The organism is Caballeronia catudaia (assembly GCF_001544755.2).
Taxonomy (GTDB): Bacteria; Pseudomonadota; Gammaproteobacteria; order Burkholderiales; family Burkholderiaceae; genus Caballeronia; species Caballeronia catudaia.
Map to the genome: position 1 here is coordinate 33,334 of NZ_FCOF02000029.1, position 22,198 is coordinate 55,531.

The 22,198-nt window shown below is 63.8% G+C and carries 24 protein-coding genes; 11 read left to right on the top strand and 13 right to left on the bottom strand.

From position 1 onward, the window contains the following. Positions 1-35 precede the first annotated feature (35 nt). Entirely contained in the window at positions 36-1,367 is a 1,332-nt protein-coding gene (locus AWB75_RS25165) for an MATE family efflux transporter (protein ID WP_096031704.1), read from the top strand. On the opposite strand, the gene AWB75_RS25170 is transcribed toward AWB75_RS25165, so the two are convergent. Beyond that, positions 1,356-2,363, bottom strand: coding sequence for an alpha/beta fold hydrolase (locus tag AWB75_RS25170; protein WP_235012227.1), 1,008 nt, complete (start codon positions 2,361-2,363; stop codon positions 1,356-1,358). The two genes, AWB75_RS25165 and AWB75_RS25170, sit on opposite strands and share 12 nt — an antisense overlap. Positions 2,364-2,577: 214 nt before the next feature. On the opposite strand from AWB75_RS25170, the gene AWB75_RS25175 reads away from it, so the two are divergent. Genes AWB75_RS25175 through AWB75_RS25185 form a run of 3 tightly spaced genes read left to right on the top strand, consistent with a single transcriptional unit; the run spans position 2,578 to position 4,151 of the window. After that, positions 2,578-3,336, top strand: coding sequence for a DNA/RNA non-specific endonuclease (locus tag AWB75_RS25175; RefSeq protein ID WP_061126800.1), 759 nt, complete (start codon positions 2,578-2,580; stop codon positions 3,334-3,336). Then, positions 3,329-3,589 (top strand): hypothetical protein, encoded by a 261-nt coding sequence (locus AWB75_RS25180; RefSeq protein WP_061126758.1) that lies wholly within the window; start codon positions 3,329-3,331, stop codon positions 3,587-3,589. The genes AWB75_RS25175 and AWB75_RS25180 overlap by 8 nt, the downstream gene beginning before the upstream one ends. Positions 3,590-3,635: 46 nt before the next feature. Next, positions 3,636-4,151, top strand: coding sequence for a methylated-DNA--[protein]-cysteine S-methyltransferase (locus AWB75_RS25185; RefSeq protein WP_061126801.1), 516 nt, complete (start codon positions 3,636-3,638; stop codon positions 4,149-4,151). 83 nt (positions 4,152-4,234) lie between these two features. On the opposite strand, the gene AWB75_RS37770 is transcribed toward AWB75_RS25185, so the two are convergent. From AWB75_RS37770 to AWB75_RS25200, 3 genes are all read right to left on the bottom strand, one after another. Beyond that, a complete protein-coding gene (locus AWB75_RS37770) occupies positions 4,235-4,969 on the bottom strand; it encodes an OmpA family protein (protein WP_159462804.1) in 735 nt (244 codons plus the stop codon). Between the two features lie 169 nt (positions 4,970-5,138). Next, the gene (locus AWB75_RS25195; protein WP_235012225.1) at positions 5,139-5,696 is read right to left on the bottom strand and encodes a DUF2968 domain-containing protein; all 558 of its coding nucleotides are present in this window, start codon (positions 5,694-5,696) and stop codon (positions 5,139-5,141) included. Positions 5,697-5,890: 194 nt separating this feature from the next. Then, the gene (locus AWB75_RS25200; RefSeq protein ID WP_061126761.1) at positions 5,891-6,166 is read right to left on the bottom strand and encodes a hypothetical protein; all 276 of its coding nucleotides are present in this window, start codon (positions 6,164-6,166) and stop codon (positions 5,891-5,893) included. A gap of 384 nt (positions 6,167-6,550) precedes the next feature. Between AWB75_RS25200 and AWB75_RS25205 the strand changes: the two genes are divergently transcribed. The 3 genes from AWB75_RS25205 to AWB75_RS25215 all read left to right on the top strand — a co-directional run bounded on the left by AWB75_RS25205 (position 6,551) and on the right by AWB75_RS25215 (position 8,765). Continuing rightward, positions 6,551-8,062: an ATPase domain-containing protein gene (locus tag AWB75_RS25205; RefSeq protein WP_061126762.1), complete on the top strand. Its 1,512-nt coding sequence runs from the start codon at positions 6,551-6,553 to the stop codon at positions 8,060-8,062. Further along, complete coding sequence (locus AWB75_RS25210) at positions 8,059-8,415, top strand: response regulator (protein ID WP_061126763.1); 357 nt, start codon at positions 8,059-8,061, stop codon at positions 8,413-8,415. The genes AWB75_RS25205 and AWB75_RS25210 overlap by 4 nt, the downstream gene beginning before the upstream one ends. A gap of 95 nt (positions 8,416-8,510) precedes the next feature. Then, entirely contained in the window at positions 8,511-8,765 is a 255-nt protein-coding gene (locus AWB75_RS25215) for a CsbD family protein (protein ID WP_061126764.1), read from the top strand. Positions 8,766-8,833: 68 nt separating this feature from the next. On the opposite strand, the gene AWB75_RS25220 is transcribed toward AWB75_RS25215, so the two are convergent. The 5 genes from AWB75_RS25220 to AWB75_RS25240 all read right to left on the bottom strand — a co-directional run bounded on the left by AWB75_RS25220 (position 8,834) and on the right by AWB75_RS25240 (position 15,721). Beyond that, positions 8,834-9,508: a hypothetical protein gene (locus AWB75_RS25220; protein ID WP_061126765.1), complete on the bottom strand. Its 675-nt coding sequence runs from the start codon at positions 9,506-9,508 to the stop codon at positions 8,834-8,836. Then, positions 9,505-10,293, bottom strand: coding sequence for a fumarylacetoacetate hydrolase family protein (locus tag AWB75_RS25225; protein WP_061126766.1), 789 nt, complete (start codon positions 10,291-10,293; stop codon positions 9,505-9,507). Before AWB75_RS25225 ends, AWB75_RS25220 begins: the two co-directional genes overlap by 4 nt. Positions 10,294-10,353: 60 nt before the next feature. Then, entirely contained in the window at positions 10,354-12,561 is a 2,208-nt protein-coding gene (locus AWB75_RS25230) for an acetate--CoA ligase family protein (protein WP_061126767.1), read from the bottom strand. Between the two features lie 85 nt (positions 12,562-12,646). Continuing rightward, the gene (frc, locus tag AWB75_RS25235; RefSeq protein WP_061126768.1) at positions 12,647-13,909 is read right to left on the bottom strand and encodes a formyl-CoA transferase; all 1,263 of its coding nucleotides are present in this window, start codon (positions 13,907-13,909) and stop codon (positions 12,647-12,649) included. 45 nt (positions 13,910-13,954) lie between these two features. Further along, positions 13,955-15,721, bottom strand: a complete 1,767-nt coding sequence (locus AWB75_RS25240; protein ID WP_061126769.1) for a thiamine pyrophosphate-binding protein — start codon at positions 15,719-15,721, stop codon at positions 13,955-13,957. 334 nt (positions 15,722-16,055) lie between these two features. On the opposite strand from AWB75_RS25240, the gene sucC reads away from it, so the two are divergent. The 4 genes from sucC (at position 16,056) to AWB75_RS25260 (ending at position 18,965) form a co-directional block, all read left to right on the top strand. Next, a complete protein-coding gene (gene sucC, locus AWB75_RS25245) occupies positions 16,056-17,261 on the top strand; it encodes an ADP-forming succinate--CoA ligase subunit beta (protein ID WP_061126770.1) in 1,206 nt (401 codons plus the stop codon). Further along, positions 17,258-18,133, top strand: a complete 876-nt coding sequence (gene sucD / locus AWB75_RS25250) for a succinate--CoA ligase subunit alpha (RefSeq protein WP_061126771.1) — start codon at positions 17,258-17,260, stop codon at positions 18,131-18,133. Before sucC ends, sucD begins: the two co-directional genes overlap by 4 nt. A 114-nt stretch (positions 18,134-18,247) precedes the next feature. Continuing rightward, positions 18,248-18,601 (top strand): hypothetical protein, encoded by a 354-nt coding sequence (locus AWB75_RS25255; RefSeq protein ID WP_143746491.1) that lies wholly within the window; start codon positions 18,248-18,250, stop codon positions 18,599-18,601. Between the two features lie 4 nt (positions 18,602-18,605). Beyond that, positions 18,606-18,965, top strand: a complete 360-nt coding sequence (locus AWB75_RS25260) for a hypothetical protein (protein WP_061126773.1) — start codon at positions 18,606-18,608, stop codon at positions 18,963-18,965. A 54-nt stretch (positions 18,966-19,019) separates the two neighbouring features. Here the strand turns inward: AWB75_RS25260 and AWB75_RS25265 are convergent, their stop codons facing one another. From AWB75_RS25265 to AWB75_RS25275, 4 genes are all read right to left on the bottom strand, one after another. Then, complete coding sequence (locus AWB75_RS25265; RefSeq protein WP_061126774.1) at positions 19,020-19,751, bottom strand: GntR family transcriptional regulator; 732 nt, start codon at positions 19,749-19,751, stop codon at positions 19,020-19,022. Next, positions 19,741-19,962: a hypothetical protein gene (locus AWB75_RS37220; protein ID WP_143746492.1), complete on the bottom strand. Its 222-nt coding sequence runs from the start codon at positions 19,960-19,962 to the stop codon at positions 19,741-19,743. Before AWB75_RS37220 ends, AWB75_RS25265 begins: the two co-directional genes overlap by 11 nt. A gap of 114 nt (positions 19,963-20,076) precedes the next feature. Beyond that, positions 20,077-21,090 (bottom strand): 2-dehydropantoate 2-reductase, encoded by a 1,014-nt coding sequence (locus AWB75_RS25270; protein WP_061126775.1) that lies wholly within the window; start codon positions 21,088-21,090, stop codon positions 20,077-20,079. Positions 21,091-21,249: 159 nt separating this feature from the next. After that, a complete protein-coding gene (locus AWB75_RS25275; protein WP_061126776.1) occupies positions 21,250-22,188 on the bottom strand; it encodes a LysR family transcriptional regulator in 939 nt (312 codons plus the stop codon). Positions 22,189-22,198: the final 10 nt, after the last annotated feature.

Here is a 22,198-nt window from a genome sequence, read left to right on the forward strand (position 1 = left end):
CGCGCTTGCTTTTGCAGACCACCTCACACGATCGAATGAATGCAGTCTCCATGCACTGGCACAAGCGCGTGCTGACGCTCGCGTTTCCGATCGTCCTCGCCAATCTCACCCAGCCGATTCTCGGCGCCGTCGATACGGCCGTCGCCGGCCATCTCGACGGTCCGCAGTATCTGGGCGGCGTCGCGCTCGGCGGTCTCGTGTTCAGCTTCGTGTTCTGGGGCTTCGGCTTTCTGCGCATGGGCACGACGGGTCTCGTCGCGCAGGCGTTCGGCGCACGCGACGACGATGCGTTGCGCGCGAGCGTGCTGCGCGCGATGCTGCTCGCGCTCGCGATCGGCGTAGCCGTGCTCGCGCTGCAGGTGCCGGTGATCCGTTATGCGCTCGTCGCGCTGGGCGGCAGCGCGGCCGTGCAGGACACCGCGCGCGCGTATTGCCACGCGCGCATCTGGGCCGCGCCATTCGCGCTCGGCAACTATGTCGTGCTGGGGTATCTGCTCGGCTGCCAGCGCGTGCGGCTCGCGCTCGTCACGCAGATTTTCATCAATCTGGTGAACATCGTCGCCGTGCTGCTATTCGTGTATCGGCTCGATTGGGGCATCGCGGGTATCGGCGCGGCGACCGCGTTCGCGGATTTCTGCGGCTTCGCGCTCGGCCTCGCGATACTGTGGCACCGGCGTCCGCGCGGCCTGCCGCCGCTCGCGCCGCGCACGCTGTTCGATGCCCACGCGATGCGCCGGCTCGTCGCGATCAATCGCGACATTTTCATCCGCACGATCTGCCTGCTCGGGTCGTACGGCTGGTTCGCGCATCTCGGTGCGCGTCAGGGCGATGCCGTCCTCGCGGCGAACGCCGTCCTGCTGAACTTCCAGACGTTCATGTCCTACGGGCTCGACGGATTTGCGCACGCCGCGGAAGCGCTCGTCGGCGCGGCGGCCGGCGCGCGCGACCGCCATGCGTTCCGCCAGGCCGTGAAAGTGACGATGCTCTGGTCGGCGATCGGCGCGGCGGGTTTTTCGATCGTCTATTGGGTGAGCGGCGGATGGATCATCGGCGCGCTGACGGATCAGGCCGTCGTGCGGCATGAAGCGCTGCGCTTTTTGCCGTGGGCCGCGATTTTGCCGCTCGCGTCCGTCGCGGGCTTTCAGCTCGACGGCGTGTTCATCGGCGCCACGCGCACGCACGAGCTGATGAAAGCAATGGCGGTTTCGCTCGCGGTCTTTCTCTTCGCGGCGTGGGCGCTCGCCGGATCGCTCGGCAATCACGGACTGTGGCTCGCGCTTACGATTTTCATGGTGGCGCGCGGCATCACGCTGTCCGTTCAGGTGCCCGCGATCGAGCGCGCGGCGTGCGCCGAGTCAGTTCGATAGCGGCTTCATGGCGGCGAGGCCATCGAGCAGCGCCTTGTGGAAGGCGGTCGGGTCCTGCATCTGCGGCGCATGGCCGAGCTCCGGAAACTCGACGAGCTTCGCGCCCTCGATACGCTCCTTCGCCAGTTTCGCGAGATCGGGATAGCGGCCGAGCGTCGAGCGGATTTCCGGCGGCGCGAAGTCCTTGCCGATTGCGGTAGTGTCCTTGTCGCCGATGAGCAGCAGCGTCGGTGTCTTCAACTGGTCGAATTCGTAGACGACGGGCTGCGTGTAAATCATGTCGTACAGCAGCGCCGAATTCCACGCGACGATGTCCTTGCCCGGCCCGCGATACATGCCCGCGAGCATCTGCACCCACGGCTCGTAATCGGCGCGCCACTGGCCCGAGTAGTACGTGTTCGTCTCGTAGCGGCGGATGCCGTCGGCGCTGGTCTTCAACTCACGCGCATACCAGTCGTCGATCGAAATCGACGGCACGCCCTTCGCTTTCCAGTCTTCGAGTCCGATCGGATTCACGAGCACGAGCTGCTCGGTCTCGCGCGGGTACATCAGCGCGTAGCGCACGGCGAGCATGCCGCCCGTCGAATGCGCGATGAGCGTCGCCTTCGACACGCCGAGCGCCGCGAGCAACGCATGCGTGTTGCGCGCGAGCTGCTGGAAGCTGTACTGATAGCGCTCGGGTTTCGTCGATTTGCAAAAGCCGATCTGATCCGGCGCGATCACGCGATAGCCCGCGTCGCTCAAGGTTTCGATGGTCTGCTTCCATGTCGCCGAGCAGAAGTTCTTGCCATGCAGAAGCACGGCGGTCCGGCCGTTCGGATGCAGCGGATGCACATCCATATACGCCATGCGCACGACCTGACGTTGCGACGTCAGCGAGAAGCGCGCGACCGGATACGGATAGTCGAAGCCCTGCAGTTCGGGGCCATACGCGGGGCCGTCGTTGCCCGGCGGCGGCGCGGGTTCATCGGCATGCGCGTGCAAGGCGAAGAGCATCGCGAGACACGACATCAAGGATCGGACGACGGACTTGCTGCGCGTTGAATTCATGTTTCATTTCGAAATGACGGCGGGCCGACGCATTCTAGCGCGCCTCTATTTCACGCGCGTTCACTTGCCTGTCAGCTTATACTTCTCGGCCCCGCGCGCTGCGCAAGGATGCAACGCGGCGCGCTCTTTCAAGCATCGCATTCAGCCCGGATTTCAACGCATGCAATTCCGCATCAAGGCATTCGCCGCCGCGCTCATCGGTTTCGTATGTGCCGGCGCATTCGCGAGCGACTGCCCACAGTTCAGCCCAAATGGCCGCGCGCCGGTCGTCGTCAATTCGAAGATGCGCGCGGCGACGCAGGAAATCTGCTATTCCGACTTTGCGCTGCTTCATTCCGGCATCACGAAAGGGCCGCTCTGGTCGGCGGAACATCTGACCTCGCAAAGTGTCGATGAAGCGAAGAGCAACACGCGCACCAATCGCTTTTTCGTCGACAAGCGTTTGCCGGCTGGCGAGAGCGCGCAGCTCGCCGACTACAAGAAGAGCGGTTACGACCGCGGCCACATGAGTCCCGCGGGCGATCGCGCAAGCCAGAAAGGCATGGCCGAATCGTTCTCGCTCGCGAACATCGTGCCGCAAGATCCGTCGAACAACCGGCGCATCTGGTCGCGCATCGAGGAAGCGGTGCGCAGGCTGACGGAAGAATCGGGCGAAGCCTACGTCGTCACCGGACCGCTTTTTTCAGGACGCCAGTTGCAAACGATCGGCGAATCGCGCGTGTTCGTGCCGACGCAGTTGTACAAGGTCGTCTACTTGCCGCAGCGTCAGGTCGCGTTCGCGGTGATCGTCGAAAATGCGCCGACGAACACGTATACGATGAAGACCGTGCGCGAACTCGAAACGATGAGCGGCCTCACGTTTCCCGGCATTCCGGACGGCCTGAAAGACAAACGAATTGGAGGATTGCGAGGTGTTTAAGCCCTTTGCCAACGATACGGATGTGATGAACATCGCGGGTGACGCGATCAACATCGAGAACGGCGTGAAGCGCCTGTCGGTCAGCGGCGATCTGACGATCACGCGCGACAAGGCCGGTCTCGCGAACGCGCTCGCGCTGCACAAGGCGCTCGGCGCGATCGTCGACGCGTTGCAAAACGATGCGTCGCTGCCCGCGAAGCTGCCGGACGAGCCGAGCGCGCCGTCCGGCACCGCCGATAATCCCTTCATCTGACGCGCCCTACAATGGTTTCGTCGTATTGGCCGTGCGGGGATGCGAAGTGATCGAATGTCATGTCGGCCCGAGCCCGCTCGGGCACATTCTGTATCGCGCCGAGAACGACTGTCTGACGGGACTCTTCTTCGTCGGCCAGAAGCATTTTCCTGGCGGCCTGTCCGAGCCGACGCTGTCCGAGACGGCGCCTCGCTCGCGCGTGATCGTCGAAGCGCGCGAGCAGATCGACGAATACTTCGCGGGCGCGCGCACTGAATTTTCGATCGCGTTGCGGCTCGGCGGCACGACTTTTCAGCAGCAGGTATGGAATGCGCTGCGGCAGATTCCTTTCGGCGATGCCTGGACCTACGGCGATCTCGCGCGCCGGCTCGGTTTGCCAGCGGGCGCATCGCGGGCCGTCGGCGGGGCGAACGGGCGCAATCCTGTCGCGATCATCGTGCCGTGTCATCGCGTGATCGGCGTCGATGGAGAACTCACCGGCTATGCGGGCGGCGTGGAGCGCAAGCGGCACTTGCTCACGCTGGAAGGCGGACCGGGGCGCGAGCAGCTCGCGCTTTTCTGAGTTGCGCGGATTCGGCGCACAATGCGAAAAGCCCGCGAACTTGACGGTTCGCGGGCTTTTCCTTTGATGCCGTGCGGCGGCTATTACGGCGTGAGCGTCACTTCCACACGACGGTTTTCAGCGCGGCCCGCAGCCGTCGCGTTCGACGCAATCGGGTTCGCCTTGCCGTAACCCTTCACCGAGAAGTTGGAGGCGTCAAGGCCGCGTCCCTTCAGATAGTCGAGTACGGACTGCGCACGGCGCTGGGACAGACTGACGTTATACGCATCCCGGCCGGTCGAATCCGTGTACCCCTCGACCGTGACCGACGCCAACTTCGTACCCTGCGATTCGCTGACGATCTTGTCCAGAATGACCTTCGCCTTAGGCGTCAGGGCAGCGCTATCGAATGCGAAGTTCGTCTGCCCATCCAGCACGACCTTGCGCGGTGCGGGTGCCGGTGCCGGCTGCGGCGCGGGCGGCGGCGTCACAGGGGCAGGTTGCGCCGGCGTCGCACACGTGAAGATCACGTCGCGCGGGTCGCTCGGTGCACTCGTCCCTGCGGCGGTCTGAAGCAAAGCGACGTTCTTGTCGCCACACAATTTCTGAGCGGCGGTCATACATGCGCTGCCACTTTCGAAAAGTCCGAAGCATTCGGCGCGAAACGCCTTTTGCCCATTCGACGTTTGAATCTCGCTGATATTGAAAGCCGGCCCGGTCGTCGAGGAACAGCCCGCAAGTACAGCGACGGCGGTAAGACTAACGGCGAGGGTTTTCGTGATCATCTTGGTGTTCATGCAGGTCAATTCCATAGCGCGGTGGCGCTGAGCGCGCCTCATTTTCAGGCTCGGACTCATCCTGAAAGAGGCAGGCAGATTCGTGGATCGGTTTCGGATGTGTTCATTGCTCGTAAGCCATCCAAAAGCTGCGCGATTGTAGCGTGGCGGACCATCGCGGTTTAAGCGGACAACTCCCAAATTAAAGTGCACCGAATGCGTGGCAATGCGCCTATCTGGCGGGGGCGGGAAGATCACCGTCGGCCTGTTTCTGTAGTTCCTGCACACGTAGTTGCAGCGCGCGAAGCTGCGCCTGCGCGGCCGCCTGTTCCGTGCGCAGTTCGCGGACCGCATTCTGCTGCTCCTGTTGGTAGCTCGTCACCTGGCCTTGCTGCGCGCGCGCAATGTCGAGATCCGCTTGCAGCCGGCCGGCGCGCTCCTGCTGAGCCGCAATCTGCCTGTCGGCATAGGCTTTTTCGGCTTCGAGCTTGATGCGCTTGATTTCCGCATCGGCGAGGGTCATGGAGGTCTTGGCGAAATCAAAATACACCGCTTCGGCACGTCCGTCATTTTGCGTTTTGAAAACGCGCCAGATCGTGCTTTGCTGAAAGAGCGCGGCGTAATAAGTCATCTGCTCGGGAAAATACGAAAGACTCGCGCCGTAACTGCCATTGAAACTCTTGCGCAATTCGGTGATTTTCCCGGCGGCAGTCAGATGCTCGAGTTCCGCGACATCGCCATTCTTCGCCGCCGCGCCCTCCGGCATATTCGACGATGCGTCCGCACGCATATCGCCGGCCGCAAGCGCCTGCGCGAGCGGGCCAGCAAGACCGGACAAGATCAGCACGATATTCGCAATCACCAGGCGTTTCATTGCGATTTTCCGTAACGGCAAAGCACGTCGCCCGGAAAGGATTATGGTGGCGCCAAGCCGTTAATGCCAGGCGATTCAAAGCGCTATTCGAAAATCGGAATTGCGTGGAATCAAATCATCGACTGGCGCTTCGGACGCTCGTTCAGGTGTGGCTCGTCGGCGCTGCGCAACGATTGCGGCGGCCTGAAGATACGCGCGTCGGACGGCTCGGCGCTCATGCGCGAGAAAATTTCGCGGTCGCCCTTAAAGACGAACGGCGCCGCCGACAGAATGCGCGCGTCGGGCAGCGGCTCGACGGCGTGTACCGTACCGGCGCTGACAGCAAAAAAAGATAAAAGGCAGGCAACGAGCGCGAAAGCGCCCGAAATCGGGTGTGAACGAAACATGGCTAGGGAACGGTCAGGATGGCGCTCGAGCGCCGGAAAGGAGCCGCCGAAAGCGAGACGCGGCTACGGCATAGCTCGCTATTCCACCAGCCTTCACGTCACTTGCCCATGAGAAGGTTCTCAAAGATTCCCTGTTTCCACGCAACCAGCCTAAGCATCGCACGCGCTCAGGCGTGAAAAATGCGAGCCTGAAACGTTCACTCCGCAGCGTGGCTTCCGGCATGCCTTTGAATCTCGTAGCGACGGTGCGCAAAGGCGCCACGCGCCGCGAAACACGTGCGCAAAGGTATGACAGGCACGGCATGCAGCCACAGCTTGCCGGGAGTCAGCCATAATGCGCCTTCGCAAAAAATGCCGGATCGCCCAAGTAAAAACGAAAATGCCATGACTCAAGACGACAAACTCCCCACCGATCAACCGAGGCAGACGGCCGCCACGGACGGCAATGTCACGACCGGCGTCGCGGGTCTGGACGACATCCTGGGCGGCGGCCTCGTCGAAGGCGGCCTGTATCTGATCGAAGGGATGGCGGGCGCGGGCAAGACGATCCTTTCCTCGCAGATCGGCTTTCACCGCGTCGCTCAGGGCGACATGGTGCTGTACATCACGCTGATCGCCGAATCGCACACCAAGCTGCTGTCCCACCTGAAGGCGCTCTCGTTCTACAACGCCGACGCGATCTCCAACCGGATGCTCTTCGTCTCCGGTTATCACGAGTTGATGCGCGACGGGCTGTCCGGTTTCCTCGCGCTGATCGCGTCGACCATCAAATCGAGCCGGCCGCGCTTCATGGTCATCGACGGTTTTCGCAGCGCGCGCGAATTCAGTTCGACGGAGCTCGAACTCTCGCAGTTCATCCACGAACTGTCCGCGTTCGTGAACGCCGCCCGCTGCACGACGCTAATCCTCGCGCCGCTGTCCGGCAACGAGCCGCATCCAGAGCACACGCTCGTCGACGGGCTGATCGAGCTGAACCGCTACAACACCGGCATGCGCCGCGCCCGCGAGATCGAAGTCCACAAGCTGCGCGCCCGCGATCATCTGCTCGGCAAGCATTTTTTCAAGATCACCCAGGAAGGTCTCGTGACCTTCCCGCGCATCGAGGCGACGCCTGCCAGTGCCGAAGGCATGCCCGACTTCAGCAGCCGGCTCGCTTTCGGCTTTTCCGATTTCGACCAGATGCTCGGCGGCGGCGTCGTGCGCGGCTCGACGACCACGCTCATCGGGCCGTCGGGCATCGGCAAAACGCTGTTGTCGCTCAAGTTTCTTCAGGCGGGCGTCGATCGCGGCGAGCGTTGCGTGTATTTCGGGCTGTACGAATCGCCCGAGCGGCTCCTCGCGAAAGCGCGCTCGGTCGGCATCGATCTCGCGCCGGCCGTGGCGGAAGGGCGCCTGTCGATCCACTGGCATCCGGCCGTCGAACTCGCGATCGACGAGCTCGCCGTCGAGCTGATGAACGCGGTCCGGAACACGAACGCGTCGCGCCTCGTGGTGGACGGCATCGACGGATTTCATCAGTCCGCGAATCGCACGGAGCGCTTCGGGCTCTTCCTGAACGCGCTCACGCACCGCCTGCGCGATGCGGGCGTGACGACCCTTCTCACCGAGGAGCTGCCGCTCTTCGGCGATGCGACGTTGCCCGCGACGCTGCGCGCGTCGGCGCTGACCGAGAACATCGTGCTCATGCGCTATGTGGAGGCGAACTCCGCGCTCTATCGCATGGTGTCGATCGTGAAGCAGCGCGAGGGCCCGCACGATTCCGCGATCCGCCGCCTCACGATTGATGCGCGCGGCCTGCATGTCAGCGAAGGCTTCATCGGCACGACGGGTCTGTTGTCCGGGCAACCGTCGGTGGCGCCCGCACTCTCGGTGGCGGATCCCGGCGCGCGCGCATGAAAAAGATCCTCGTCGTCGACGATGAATTCGACATTCTGACCACGTGGCGGCTCGTCCTCGAAATGGAGGGCTACGAGGTCGTGACCGCATCCAACGGGCGCACGGCGCTCGACGTCGCGCGCGCCAATCCGCCCGCGCTCGTTATCACCGACTGGATGATGCCGCACATGGACGGCGTCCAGCTGATCCGGCAGCTCGCCGCGAGCGACGGGCTCGGCGCGGTGCCCGTGATCCTGATGAGCGCGGCAGCCCACGCGCCGGTGCTCGAACATCCGCACGCGCAATTCCGGCGCAAGCCGCTTTCCATCGATGAACTGATCGACGCGGTCACAGGCCTGATCGGTCCGGCCTGATGCACTGGGCACGCGACGTGCTGTACAGGTGCGTTCCGGCGAAACCGGACTCTGAAGGACCTCACGAGAAACCGCTCAACCGAAAGGGAGGCACCATGGTGCAGGATCAAGTGGAAGGCACGGCGCAACGCGTCGTCGGCAAGGTGCAGGACGCGGTCGGCGCGCTGACGGGCGATGAAAGCACGCAAGTCGAAGGCAAAGTGCGGCAGGCATACGGCAACTTGCAGCAAAGCTACGGACAGACCGTCGACAACGTCCGTCTGGCTGTCGCGAACCAGCCGATCCAGGGCGTGCTGATCGCGGTGGCGGTCGGCTTCGTGCTCGGCGCGTTGTGGAATCGCGATCGTTGATCTGATCGCGCGTCACGTCTGACGTAACGATGACAAAGCCGGCGTGACGATCGCGACGGCTTTGTCGTTTACGGTGCTTCGCGCACGATGCGGACGAGCGCCGCCGACTGCGCGCATTCGATTGCGAGCGCGGCCGCCGTCACGGCGAGCGCGCCATGCGCGCTAGCAATCGCGGCCGCGATGCCGAGACCGCACGACGCCGCGCCAGTCATGAGACCCGCGAAAGGCGCGCCGACATTGCCACCGATGGCGAGCGACAAATGCGCGCCGATGAGCGCCAGAAGCGCAAGCGTCGGAACCACGGCGAGCACGCCCGGCTGCGCGCCGACGATATACGCGAGCGCCGCGCACGCGCCTGCGCAGGCGAGATGCAGTGCTTGCTGGTTCGCGCCTTCGCGATTCGACCGGGCGCAAAGCAGATAGCCCGGCGCCGCCATCGCGCCGCCTGCGGCCACCGCGTACACACTATTCGAGTACGGCAGCAGCCACGCGACGAACGCGATCGTCGCAAGCAATGCCTGCGTCGACGCACTCGAAGCGCCGCGGTTGAGCCGAAATCCTGCGAATCCCGCGACAGCGGCGAGTAAAAGCGCGACCGTGCCTGCCCCGCCGCTCACCGCGCAAACCACGACGGCAATCGCGCCGGCGACCCACAGCGAACGCATCGCGCCCTGGCGCATCGACGCCCCGGCCGACAGCGCGGCGAGCACGCACAGCGCACCCGAGAGCGCATCCCCGATCATGCTTCGAGCACGTTCGACAGCGTGCCAATCCCCCCGATCGACACATCCACGCGCGAGCCGTCCTTGATCGAGCCGACGCCGATCGACGTGCCGCACGCGATGACATCGCCGGGAACGAGCGTCATGTCCTGCGACAGCAGGCTCACTTGCTCGGCGGGCGAGAAGATCATGTCGTCGAGCGGATAGTTCTGGCGCTCGACGCCTTCGAGCGTCGTGACGACACTCGCCGCGCGCCAGTCGAAGCCATTGCCCGGCGTGACGATCGCGGGCCCGAGACAAGTGAACGTGTCGAAGCCTTTGGAGCGGCACCATTGCGCGAAGTTGGGATCTTCCTGCAACAGTTCGATCGCGGTGACGTCGTTGACGCAGGTGTAGCCGAAGATCGCCGCCTCGGCCTCCTCGACCGAAGCGCCGCTCACCGTCTTGCCGATCACGATGCCCAGCTCGCCTTCGTACGCGATCTTGCCTTGATAGCTCTTCGGCCGGCGTATCGACTCGTTCGGCCCGATCACCGACATCGGCGGCTTGATGAGAAATAGCGGATGCTGCGGCGGCGCTTTATCCAGCTTCTGCGACAGCGCGTAGTAGTTGTTCCACAGCGCGATGACCTTGCTCGGCTGGCACGGCGCGAGCAGCGTCAGGTCGTCCACGGCGAAGGTGATGTCGGTCGGGCGCGGGCGGTCGAACATCGCGCCGTCGTGCTGCACGACGCGGCCCGAGTGCTGATCGAGCGTGCCGAAGCCGATGCTGCCATCGGCATCGCGAAAGCGAATCCAGTGTGTCACAGGTGTCTCCCTTGTGATGGGGCGCGGGCATGCTTGGCCCGCGCCCTCGTCCCCTCCTCCTTAAATCTGACCCGCGCCGCGCGCCCACTTATATTTCGCACCGAGCACCGCGACAGGCAATTCGGTCGAATACGCATACGCCGGCACGCCGTGCTCATACAAATACTCGGCCGCTTCCTCGACCTGGACATCGCCCGCGAGCGACGCCACGATCGGCTTCTCGATGCCGAGCGCCTTCATCTCCTCCTTGACTTCGATCACGAGCTTCGCGAAGACCATCGGCGGCGTGATGATCGTGTGCCAGTAGCCGAGGATGATCGAATGGATGCGATCGTCTTCGAGCCCGAGGCGGATCGTGTTCTTGTACGTCGACGGCGGCTCGCCGCCCGTGATGTCGACCGGATTGCCCGCCGCGCCGAACGGCGGAATGAACTTGCGGAATGCGGCATCGAGATCGTCGGGCATCGTCATCAGCGAGAGTCCGTTGTCCACGCACGCATCCGACAGCAGCACGCCCGAGCCGCCCGCGCCCGTGATGATGACGACGTTCTCGCCCTTGGGCGTCGGCAGCTTCGGAATGCCGCGCGCGTATTCGAGCAGATCGCGCAAGGAGCGTGCGCGGATCACGCCGCATTGCTGGAACACGTCCTCGTAGATCTTGTCGTTGCCCGCGAGCGCGCCGGTGTGCGAGCTCGCCGCGCGTGCGCCGAGACTCGTGCGCCCCGCCTTCAGCACGACGACCGGCTTCTTCTTCGACACGCGCTTCGCGGCTTCGGCGAACGAGCGGCCATCCTTCAGGTCCTCGCAGTGCTGCGCGATGATCTCGGTGTTGTCATCCTGCTCGAAGAACGTGAGCAGATCGTCTTCATCGATATCGCTCTTGTTGCCCAGGCCGACGATCGCCGAAACCCCCATCTTCGCCGAGCGCGAGAAGCCGATGATCGCCATGCCGATGCCGCCCGATTGCGAAGACAGCGCGGCCTTGCCCTTCACGTCGTACGGCGTGCAGAACGTCGCGCAGAGGTTCTTCGGCGTGTAGTAGAAGCCGTAGATGTTCGGGCCCATCATGCGGATGTCGTACTGGCGCGCGATCTTGACGATCTCGTCCTGGCCTTCGTGATTGCCCGTCTCCGCGAAACCCGACGGAATCAGCACCGCGCCCGGAATCTTCTTTTCGCCCACTTCCACCAAAGCCTGAGCGACGAACTTCGCCGGAATCGCGAAGACCGCCACGTCGATGACGCCGGGCACGTCCTTCACGCTCTTGTACGCCTTGCGGCCCATGATCTCGTCGGCCTTCGGGTGGATCGGATAGATCGCGCCCTGATAGCCGCCGTTGATGAGGTTCTTCATCACCGAGTTGCCGATCTTGCCGTCCTCGTTCGACGCGCCGATCACCGCGACCGCATCGGGCTTCATGATGCGGTTCATCTGCGCGACGATCTGCTCCTGCGTCGGGCGATAGCGCGGTTCGGCCGGCGCGAAGTCCATCACGATGCGCACGTCCGCCGCGACCGCGCCGTTCGGGCTCGCGAAGACCGGATTCAGGTCCATCTCGGAGATGTGCGGAAAGTCGTCGACGAGACGCGACACGCGTTCGATCAGCGTGATGAGCGCCTCGCGATTCACCGGTTCCGCGCCGCGCACGCCGCGCAGCACTTCGGCGGCCTGGATGCCGTCGAGCATCGATGCGGCTTCGTCGCGCGTGACCGGAGCCAGGCGGAACGTCACGTCCTTCAGCACTTCGACGAGCACGCCGCCGAGACCGAACGCGATCAGCTTGCCGAACGACGGGTCCGTCACCGCGCCGATGATCACTTCCTGACCGGCGCCGACCATCTGCTGCACCTGCACGCCGACGAGCGTCGCGTTCGGGTCGTACTTCTTCGCGTTCGAAATGATCGTGTCGAAGCCCGCGCGGACATCGGCTTCATTCTTCACGCCGACGAGCACGCCGCCCGCTTCCGTCTTGTGCAGGATTTCCGGCGATACGATCTTCAGCACCACCGGATAGCCGATGAACGATGCGAGCTTCGCGGCATCGTCCGCCGATTTCGCCACGCCTTCCTGCGGCACCGCGATGCCGTATGCATCGCAGACGAGTTTGCCTTCGGGCGCGGTGAGCGACGTGCGGCCTTCGGCCTTCACGCGATCGAAGATTTCGGCGACACGGCGTTTCGCGTCGGGCGCATGCAGCGGCACGACCTGCGCCGTCTGCGTGGATGAATTGGCTGCTTCGCTGCGTTCCTGGACAACCGTGCTGTTCATTTTGAGGTGTCTCCGTATATGGGCGTGCAGGGGCCCGCGCCGCCTCGTTCGAGGCGGCGGCGGTCAAGCGTTCAGAACGTTAAAGTCAGATCGCGCCGAGACTCTTCAATGTGGCGACCTGGTCGGGCGTGTAGCCGAGTTCGGCCATGACTTCATCGGTGTGTTCGCCGAGCAGCGGCGAGCGCACGACGTCGGTTGGGCTGTCGGACAATTTGATCGGATTGCCGACCGTGAGGTACTTGCCGCGCACCGGATGATCCACTTCGACTACGGTGCCGGTCTTGCGCAGCGACGGCTCTTCGGCGATTTCCTTCATCGACAGGATCGGGCCGCACGGAATGTCGTGCTTGTTGAGGATTTCCATCGCCTGGAACTTGGTCTTCGACATCGTCCAGCGTTCGATCTCCGCAAATATGTCCTTCAGATGCGGCAGGCGCGCGTTCGGCGTCTTGTAGTCCGGATGATCGATCCATTCCTCGCGGCCGATCACCTTGCAGATTTCGCCCCACACCGGCGCCTGCGTGATGAAGTAGATGTACGCGTTCGGGTCGGTTTCCCAGCCCTTGCACTTCAGGATCCAGCCAGGCTGGCCGCCGCCCGACGCGTTGCCCGCGCGCGGCACCGCTTCGCCGAAGCTGCCGTTCGGGTATTGCGGATATTCCTTCATCACGCCGGTGCGTTCGAGCCGCTGTTGATCGCGCAGCTTCACGCGACAGAGGTTCAGCACGCCGTCCTGCATCGCCGCGAGCACCTTCTGGCCGCGTCCGCTCGTGTTGCGCTGATACAGCGCCGTGACGATGCCGAGCGCGAGATGCAGCCCCGTGCCCGAATCGCCGATCTGCGCGCCGGTCACTGTGGGCGGGCCGTCGTCGAAACCGGTCGTCGAGGCCGCGCCGCCCGCGCATTGCGCAACGTTCTCGTAGACCTTGCAGTCTTCGTACGGTCCCGGTCCGAAACCCTTCACGGAGGCCACGATCATCCGCGGATTCAGCTCCTGGATGCGCTCCCACGTGAAGCCCATGCGATCGAGCGCACCCGGCGCGAAGTTCTCGACGAGCACGTCGCATTTCTTGACGAGCGTCTCGAGCACCTTCTTGCCTTCGGGATTCTTCGTATCGATGGTGATCGAACGCTTGTTGTGGTTGAGCATCGTGAAGTAGAGGCTGTCGGCGTCGGGGATGTCACGCAGTTGCTCCCGCGTGATGTCGCCCGCGCCCGCGCGCTCCACCTTGATGACGTCCGCGCCGAACCACGCGAGCAGCTGCGTGCAGGTCGGGCCGGACTGGACGTGCGTGAAGTCCAGGATGCGCACGCCGTCCAGCGCCTTGCCAGAAGTGTTCACCGTCATGGCTTTGTCTCCCAAATCTCTCTTACGACGTTTATAGGTTCACATTTATTTGTACATCGTCTGCGCCATCGTGCCCGGCGCGTAGACAGTCGGATCGACCCAGATGTTGATGACCGCGCTCTTGCCCGTCTTCGCGATGGATTCGCGCGCGCGTTGCAGCGCGCCTGCGATCTTCGACGCCTCGCGCACTTCCTCGCCGTAGCCGCCGAGCATTTCGGCGAAGCGGCCATACGGCACATCCGACAGCAGATTACCGACGTTGCCGCGCTCCTCGCCGTACTTCGCGAGCTGGCCGTAGCGAATCTGATTCATCGCCGAGTTGTTGCCGATCACCGCGATATACGGCACACCGAAGCGGTTCGCGGTTTCCATGTCGAAAGACGTCATGGAGAACGCGCCGTCGCCGTAATAACAGAGTACTTCTTTCTCCGGGTTCGCCAATCCCGCCGCGATCGCGAAGCCCGTGCCGACGCCGAGCGACCCGAGCGCGCCCGGGTCCATCCACTGACCCGGACGGCGCGGACGCACGGCCTGCGCGGAAATCGTCACGACATCGCCACCGTCGCCGATGTAGATGGTGTCGTCCGACAGGAACTGGTTGATTTCGTGCGCGACGCGGTACGGATGGATCGGGCTCGCGTCGGACGTGAAGAGCGGCATCAGCTTGGCGGTCGCGGTTTCCTCCAGCGCCGAGAGTTCACGCATCCACGCCTGGCGCGCCTGACGCTTGTCATTCTTGAGACGCCCGCTCGCCGCCTGCAATGCCGCGCCGAGAATCGCGCCCGGATCGCCGACGAGACCGAGATCGATATCGCGGTTCTTGCCGACCGTGCGGTAGTCCATATCGATCTGCACGAGCTTCAGATCTTTGCTGATGCGCTTGCCGTAGCCCATGCGGAAATCGAACGGCGTGCCGACGATCACGATCAGATCCGCCTTCGCGAAAGCCTGCGAACGCGTGCGGTCGAAGTGATGCGGATCGCCCGGCGGCAACAGGCCGCGGCTCGCGCCGTTGAAGTAGCCGGGAATGTCGAGGCCGCGCAGCAGCGCGACGGCTTCTTCGTGGCCGCGCGCGGTCCACACTTGCTGACCGTAGAGAATCGCGGGGCGCTCGGAGTTCACCAGCAGATCGGCGAGCTGCTCGATCGATGCCGGATCGCCGACCGATTTCGTCGACGCGCGATAACGGCCCGGCTGCGGAATCACGGCGCGGGTGACGTCGATCTCACGGTCGAGCACGTCGCGCGGAATTTCCAGATACGCCGGGCCGGGCGCGCCGTTGAACGCTTCGCGGGCGGCCATCGAAATCATGTCGGCGACGCGCTCGGTGCTCGGCACGGTCGCGGCGAACTTCGTGATCGGCGCCATCATGTCGACGTGCGGAAGGTCTTGCAGCGAGCCCATCTTGTGCTGGGTCAGCGCGCCCTGTCCGCCGATATGGATGATCGGGCTTTCCGAGCGGAACGCGGTGGCGACGCCCGTCACCGCATTCGTGCAGCCGGGGCCGGCCGTCGTGACGACGCAGCCGAGTTTGCCGGTCTGACGCGCATAGCCGTCGGCGGCGTGGGCCGCGACCTGCTCGTGGCGCACGTCGATGATGCGGATGCCTTCGTCGACGCAGCCGTCATAAATATCGATGATGTGGCCGCCGCACAGCGTGAAGATCGTGTCGACGCCTTCGTTCTTCAAAGCACGGGCGACCAGATGGCCGCCCGAGACGACGCCGGCGCCGCGGGTTTTTGCTTTCAGCGTGTCATCTGCGGTGGTGGTGGCTGGAGCGACTTCAGGGCGGCTGCTGACGACTTCGGACATTGTTTGTCTCCTCCTCGATTGGGTGGTGTGCGATCCCGTGGACGTCGCGCTGCGTCCCGGTTGCTGTGATATACAATATTCCACACACAGTATTAGTCAACTGTATCAAGCTCGGAAAAAACCCTGTGATGCAGTGCAATAATCGCTGAGATCTCCTTCCCGTCTCGGTTTGATCGTTTTCGACGCTGCAACGCATCAAATGTGTACAGCTCAGGCGAGTCGCGCGCAAAATTTATTTGCGCTCCGTGAAATGTGATATACAGTATTTCAGCGCGCCACGATGACGCGTTTTTGTGGTCGCGCCCATTCCCATCAGAGGACATTAGGAGACGCAATGAACATCCACGAATATCAGGCGAAGGCGCTGCTGCGAAAGTACGGCGTCGCGGTTCCGGAGGGCCGCGTCGCCTTTTCCGCGCAGGAAGCCGCCGATGCGGCCAGTGCGCTCGGCGGCCCGGTCTGGGTCGTGAAATCGCAGATTCACGCGGGCGGCCGCGGCGCCGGGCGCTTCGCCAACGATCCCGACGGCAAGGGCGGCGTGCGGGTCGTGAAGTCGGTCGATGAAGTACGCGAGAACGCGCGGAACATGCTCGCGTCGGTGCTCGTGACGAAGCAAACCGGGCCGGCGGGCAAGGAAGTGAAGCGTCTCTATATCGAGGAAGGCTGCGATATCGCGCGCGAACTGTATCTCGGCATGCTGGTCGATCGCGCCACGTCGCGCATCACGCTCATGGCGTCGACCGAGGGCGGCATGGAGATCGAGGAAGTCGCGCATCGCACGCCGGAAAAGATTCTCAAGGTCGCGATCGATCCGGCCACGGGCCTGCAGCCTTTCCACACGCGGCAGATCGCGTTCGGACTCGGGCTGACCGGCAATCAGATCAAGGCGGCGTCGAAGTTCATCACGGCGCTTTATCAGGCGTTCGTCGATCTGGACGCGTCCATCGTCGAAGTGAATCCGCTCGTCGTGACCGGCTCCGGCGACGTGATGGCGCTCGACGCCAAACTCAATTTCGACGACAACGCGCTCTATCGCCATGCGGATATCGAGAAACTGCGCGACGAGGACGAAGAAGACGCCGCCGAAATCGAAGCGGCGAAGCACGGCCTCAATTATGTGAAGCTCGACGGCAACATCGGTTGCATGGTGAACGGCGCCGGCCTCGCGATGGCCACGATGGACATCATCAAGCTCTACGGCGGCGAGCCCGCGAACTTCCTCGACGTCGGCGGCGGCGCGACGCAGGAGCGCGTCGCGACCGCGTTCAAGCTGATCCTGCGCGACCCGAAAGTGCAGGGAATTCTCGTCAACATCTTCGGCGGCATCATGCGTTGCGACGTGATCGCGCAAGGCGTCGTCGCCGCAGCGCGCGAAGTCGACCTGCGCGTGCCGCTCGTCGTGCGCCTCGCCGGCACGAACGTCGACGCGGGCCGCGAGATTCTGCGCGCGTCCCGCCTCGCCATCATTCCCGCCGAAAATCTCGCCGATGCCGCCGACAAGATCGTCACCGCCGTCGCCCAAGGAGGAACCGCCAAATGAGCGTGCTGATCAATAAAGACACGAAAGTGATTTGCCAGGGCTTCACCGGCGCGCAAGGCACGTTTCATTCGGAGCAGGCGATCGCTTACGGCACGCGCATGGTCGGCGGCGTGACGCCGGGCAAAGGCGGCACGACGCATCTGGATCTGCCGGTGTTCGACACCGTCGCCGATGCGGTCGCGAAGACCGGCGCCGACGCGTCCGTCATCTATGTGCCGCCGCCCTTCGCCGCCGATGCGATTCTCGAAGCCATCGACGCCGAAGTGCCGTTCATCGTCTGCATCACGGAAGGCATCCCCGTGCTCGACATGCTGCGCGTGAAGCGCGCGCTTTCCGGGTCCGCGAGCCGGCTCGTCGGGCCGAACTGTCCGGGCGTCATCACGCCGGGGCAATGCAAGATCGGCATCATGCCGGGGCATATCCATAAGCCGGGCAAGATCGGCGTCGTGTCGCGCTCGGGCACGCTCACTTACGAAGCCGTCGCGCAGACGACGGCGGCCGGGCTCGGACAGACGACGTGCATCGGTATCGGCGGCGATCCGGTGAACGGGACGAACTTCATCGACTGCCTGTCGCTCTTTCTGGAAGACGACGCGACCGAAGGCATCATCATGATCGGCGAAATCGGCGGGTCGGCGGAGGAAGACGCGGCGCAGTTCCTGAAGGACGCGAAGACGCAAAAGCCGGTCGTCGGGTTCATCGCCGGTACGACCGCGCCGCCGGGACGCCGCATGGGTCACGCGGGCGCGATCATCTCGGGTGGCTCGGGAACGGCATCCGCAAAGATCGACGCGATGAAGTCCGCCGGCATTCACGTCGCCGATTCGCCCGCCGCGCTCGGCGAAACGATGGTGCGCGCGATGCGTCGCTGATCGGCAAACTTGCGAGGCGGCGCCTCTGACCGTCTCGCAAGACACACATTTTGACAGTTTCAATGTGGGCGCATCGTAGACTGCAAGGTTCTCCAAGCCTGACAGTTGCGCCTCATGATCCGTTTCTTCTACTTCGCCGTCGCAGCGCTGACGCTGGCCGTCTGTGTCGAGCATGCGCTGGCCCAGTCGCTTTCTCCGTCCTTCGGCCCCGCTTCTTCCCGTTTCGATGGCAGTGCGTCCGCGAACGTGAAGAACCCGCCTGCGCCGCCCAAAAGCCCGATCCACTGCCACTTGCAGGGCGCGCAAAGCCCGCAAAGTCTGTCGGCCGGGCTGCCGGGCACGACGCCGCAGCGCAGCGGTTCGATCGCGATCTTGCCCGATGGCAGTTCACAGGTGACGCAACAATCCGACGACAAGGGATCGCAGATGCCGATGCAATCCCAGCAGCTCGACTGCGCGCGCGACTGACGCCATGCTCGACAGAATCGTCGTCTACCTGGCGCTGGCTTGCCTATGCGGCGTGGCCGGGGCGCAGACCGTTTCGCTATCGCCGGCCTATGCCGATGCGGCGTCCGCGCCGCGCTTTCAAAGCCAACTCAGCACGAATCTCGATCGCGCTCCGGGACAGTCCGTCACCGACGAGCAATTGCAAAGCGAACGTTGCGCCGCATTGGGCGCGTCGATCGACTGGGGCCGCGACAACCCGAGCGCGCAGCGCAATCGCGGCAGCGAGGATTTCGTGAGCAATACGTGGGGCGGCGCCGACAGTCAAACGTCGCCCGACCGGCAGCGCGAGCTCGAGCGGCAATCCGCAATACTCGGCTGCAAATAAGAAAGGCCGCGCGGCAATCACCGCGCGGCCTTTCTTCTTCCTGCTCGACAACATTCAATCCAGAAAGTCGCAGTTCGCCTCGACGAACGCCGCCAGATCGAGCGAATGCTGCTTGACGAGCCGCTCGACCAGCTCTGTGTCGCGCTTCTCCAGCGCCTCGATGATGCGCATGTGATCGACGATCGAGCGCGACGCCCGGTCGCTCTGCGAGATCGTCATCTTTCGGATGGCGCGCACGTGCACGAAGATGTTCTTGATCGTGTCGAAGATGATTTCCGACTTCGCCAGCCGCACGATGGCGGAATGGAACGCGATATTCGCTTCCGAATACTCGTCGATATGCTCGGCGGGCGTCGAGTCGCGGAAGTTGTCGAACATGTGGCGCAACTGGGCGATTTCCTCGTCCGATGCACGCTGCGTCGCGAGCCGCGCCGCCATGCTCTCCAGCGCCGCCCACATATGGATCATCTCGACGATCTCGCGCTTGGTCTTGCGCAGGATATACACGCCGCGGCGCGGCACCGTGCGCAGAAAACCTTCCTGCTCCAGCAGCGTCATGGCCTCGCGGATCGGCGTGCGCGACACGCCGAGCGCTTCGGTCAGTTCTTTCTCGTCGAGACGAATCTCCTCCCGCGAGCGGTAGATGTCCGCCTCGGCGATCGCCTGTCGCAGCTTTGCGTACGCCTGGTCACGCAGCGAAACCGTGGCATTGATCGGTTCCAGTGACAGCGTGAGTCCCGACGTGCGAACTTCCGGCCGTTCTACGGATTGAGTATCAGATGGCATTGATGGCTTGATTTCCCAAGTGCGGACGGCGAGCGTCGACACGCTTGCCCGATCCGCCGTTCTGATCGTCCGCCGCGAGACCAGCGAAGCGACCGTGATTCTGTGCGCGCTGCAGCATGCTCTGCGGCACCGACGACGCAATCATAAACGTAACACCCACACCAACGGCAACCAGCGCGAATCCGACGACAACCAACAGGGCGATGCTCATTTAAGGCTCCGGTTAAATCACTCAAGAGCCCTCATTATATGTTGCATCGCAATATCGCGCAACATATTTTGCATCTTGTATATCATAAACAACGCCGGTGCCTTTGTCTGCAGTTTAGGCGGCTTTTTGGGATTGCGGGAGCGGCAATGCCCTCGCAGTGCCCTGGTTCACGCCCTCGCGCAGCTTGATCAATGCGAGAACCGCATCGAGCATCGGCGTCTCGACGTGCACCAGGCGGCCGATTTCCTGCACGACGGTCATCAGCGGATCGATTTCCATCGGGCGATTGGCCTCGCAGTCCATCAGCATCGAAGTCTTGTGCGCACCGACCGCGCCCGCGCCATTGATGCGCCGCTCCACGTCGACGCGGAAATTGACGCCGATCTTGTCGCCGATGGCCTTCGCCTCCAGCATCATCGCCTTTGAGAGCGCGCGCGTGCCCGGATCGCTCGTCAGGACGTCCAGCGTCGCGCCGGTCAGCGCGCTGATCGGGTTGAAGCACAGGTTGCCCCAGAGCTTGAGCCAAATTTCGTCGCGAATGTTGTCGCGCATCGGCGCTTCCATGTCGGCCTTCGCCATCATGTCGTGCAACGCCTGCAGACGCGGCGTGATTTCGCCGCTCGGCTCGCCAATCGGAAACTTCTTGCCGTAGTGATGCTCGATGACGCCCGGCTCCGCAATCTCGGCCGCGGGCAGCAGCACGCAGCCAATCGCGCGTTCCGGCCCGAAGACGTCCCACTGACGGCCGCCCGGATCGACGCTCTGCAGTTTCGTGCCTTCGAGTTCGTTGCCGTGCTTGTAGAAATACCAGTAAGGCAGGCCGTTGACGGCGGTGACGATCGCCGTTTCCGGCCCGAGCAGCGGCGGAATCAGGTCGACGACCGCGGGAATCGAATGCGCCTTCAACGCGATGATCACGAAATCCTGCGGACCGAGCTCGGCGGGATTATTGGTGCAGCGCACTTTGACGACATGTTCTTCGCCATCGATCCTGAGCCGCACGCCGTTCGCCTGCATCGCCGCGAGATGCGGCCCGCGCGCGACGAAACTGACGTCCGCACCGGCGCGCGCCAATTGCGCACCCATATAGCCGCCGATCGCGCCGGCGCCGTACACGCAGATTTTCATGCTTCGTCTCCTGAGGGTTGTAGCCTGATAGCCTTCTGATATACAAGATACTACATTCCGTATTGAGCAAGAACAAGGCGAATCGTGCGCTGGCGGACGAGCGAAAACCCGCATGCGCAACGGCGCTGCGGGTCTGCGATGATTGGGAAAGCGCTCCGGTCAGGCTTCGACCGCCTGACCCACGCCAAGAGTATGCGACGAGCGCGCGACGAAGTGTGACCAGACGTTCGCGGCGCTCGCGCGCAATGCGCGGTTCTTGCGCCGCACGAGCATGATCGTGCGCGGTACGTCGGGCGAGAGAGGGATGAAGCAGGTCTGCGCGCCGTCGCACGCGGCGCGCGCGTGCAGCGGCAGGATGCCGACGCCCAGACCCGCTTCGGCCATGCGCGCGACCGCCGCCGGCTGCGTGAGCCGCTGGCGCACCGCGCCGGTCACGCCGTGCAAGGCGAGCGCGGCTTCGATGGCGCCGAGGGTGCCGGTGTCGTCATCGAGAAGAAGGAGCGGCGTGCCGCGCAATTGCTGCCAGTCGATGCTCGATACCGCGCCCAACCGATGCGACGCGCCGACGACCGCCGCGAGTCCATCGGCGAAAAGCGGCTCGGCGGCGAGTTCGTCGAGATTCCCGGGCGCGATGACCAAGCCCAGTTCCGCCTCGCCCGAGCGCACGAGTTGCAGCACCGCGTTCTGCGGCCGGTCCATCACGACGACCGTGATGTCCGGCAGACATTCGCGGCACGATGCGAGCATCGCGGGCAGTACGCTCGCCGTCAGACCGCAACTGCTCGCCAGATTCACGACGCCCGGCTCGCCGCCCTCCAGCGCGCGCGGCCGCAGCGTCGCTTCCAGCTCTTCGACCAGCGGCGCGATACGCGCGAGCAGCTTGCGGCCGGTGTCGGTGAGCGCGACCTGGCGCGTGGTCCGATCGAAAAGCCGCAGCGCGATTTCATCTTCGAGTTCGCGGATGCTGCGGCTGACCGCCGATTGCGTGATGCCGAATTCGTCGCCCGCGCGCGTGAAGCTGCGATGCCGCGCGAGCGTGACGAACAGCCTCAACTGATGCAGCGATACGCTGAGCGATGGAGGCTGTTCGCGCGTCATGCCTCGCGCC

Excerpts from the sequence above, each read along its gene's own strand:
- AWB75_RS25165 (WP_096031704.1), top strand. The coding sequence starts at position 36 with ATGAATGCAGTCTCCATGCACTGGCACAAGCGCGTGCTGACGCTCGCG.
- AWB75_RS25220 (WP_061126765.1), bottom strand. The coding sequence starts at position 9,508 with ATGATCGGGGATGCGCTCTCGGGTGCGCTGTGCGTGCTCGCCGCGCTG.
- AWB75_RS25215 (WP_061126764.1), top strand. The coding sequence starts at position 8,511 with ATGGTGCAGGATCAAGTGGAAGGCACGGCGCAACGCGTCGTCGGCAAG.
- sucD (WP_061126771.1), top strand. The coding sequence starts at position 17,258 with ATGAGCGTGCTGATCAATAAAGACACGAAAGTGATTTGCCAGGGCTTC.
- AWB75_RS37220 (WP_143746492.1), bottom strand. The coding sequence starts at position 19,962 with ATGAGCATCGCCCTGTTGGTTGTCGTCGGATTCGCGCTGGTTGCCGTT.
- AWB75_RS25255 (WP_143746491.1), top strand. The coding sequence starts at position 18,248 with ATGATCCGTTTCTTCTACTTCGCCGTCGCAGCGCTGACGCTGGCCGTC.
- AWB75_RS25200 (WP_061126761.1), bottom strand. The coding sequence starts at position 6,166 with ATGTTTCGTTCACACCCGATTTCGGGCGCTTTCGCGCTCGTTGCCTGC.
- AWB75_RS25175 (WP_061126800.1), top strand. The coding sequence starts at position 2,578 with ATGCAATTCCGCATCAAGGCATTCGCCGCCGCGCTCATCGGTTTCGTA.
- AWB75_RS25205 (WP_061126762.1), top strand. The coding sequence starts at position 6,551 with ATGACTCAAGACGACAAACTCCCCACCGATCAACCGAGGCAGACGGCC.
- AWB75_RS25265 (WP_061126774.1), bottom strand. The coding sequence starts at position 19,751 with ATGCCATCTGATACTCAATCCGTAGAACGGCCGGAAGTTCGCACGTCG.
- AWB75_RS25170 (WP_235012227.1), bottom strand. The coding sequence starts at position 2,363 with ATGCTCTTCGCCTTGCACGCGCATGCCGATGAACCCGCGCCGCCGCCG.
- AWB75_RS25195 (WP_235012225.1), bottom strand. The coding sequence starts at position 5,696 with ATGCGTGCGGACGCATCGTCGAATATGCCGGAGGGCGCGGCGGCGAAG.
- AWB75_RS25260 (WP_061126773.1), top strand. The coding sequence starts at position 18,606 with ATGCTCGACAGAATCGTCGTCTACCTGGCGCTGGCTTGCCTATGCGGC.
- AWB75_RS37770 (WP_159462804.1), bottom strand. The coding sequence starts at position 4,969 with ATGAGGCGCGCTCAGCGCCACCGCGCTATGGAATTGACCTGCATGAAC.
- sucC (WP_061126770.1), top strand. The coding sequence starts at position 16,056 with ATGAACATCCACGAATATCAGGCGAAGGCGCTGCTGCGAAAGTACGGC.
- frc (WP_061126768.1), bottom strand. The coding sequence starts at position 13,909 with ATGACGGTGAACACTTCTGGCAAGGCGCTGGACGGCGTGCGCATCCTG.
- AWB75_RS25275 (WP_061126776.1), bottom strand. The coding sequence starts at position 22,188 with ATGACGCGCGAACAGCCTCCATCGCTCAGCGTATCGCTGCATCAGTTG.
- AWB75_RS25240 (WP_061126769.1), bottom strand. The coding sequence starts at position 15,721 with ATGTCCGAAGTCGTCAGCAGCCGCCCTGAAGTCGCTCCAGCCACCACC.
- AWB75_RS25270 (WP_061126775.1), bottom strand. The coding sequence starts at position 21,090 with ATGAAAATCTGCGTGTACGGCGCCGGCGCGATCGGCGGCTATATGGGT.
- AWB75_RS25230 (WP_061126767.1), bottom strand. The coding sequence starts at position 12,561 with ATGAACAGCACGGTTGTCCAGGAACGCAGCGAAGCAGCCAATTCATCC.
- AWB75_RS25210 (WP_061126763.1), top strand. The coding sequence starts at position 8,059 with ATGAAAAAGATCCTCGTCGTCGACGATGAATTCGACATTCTGACCACG.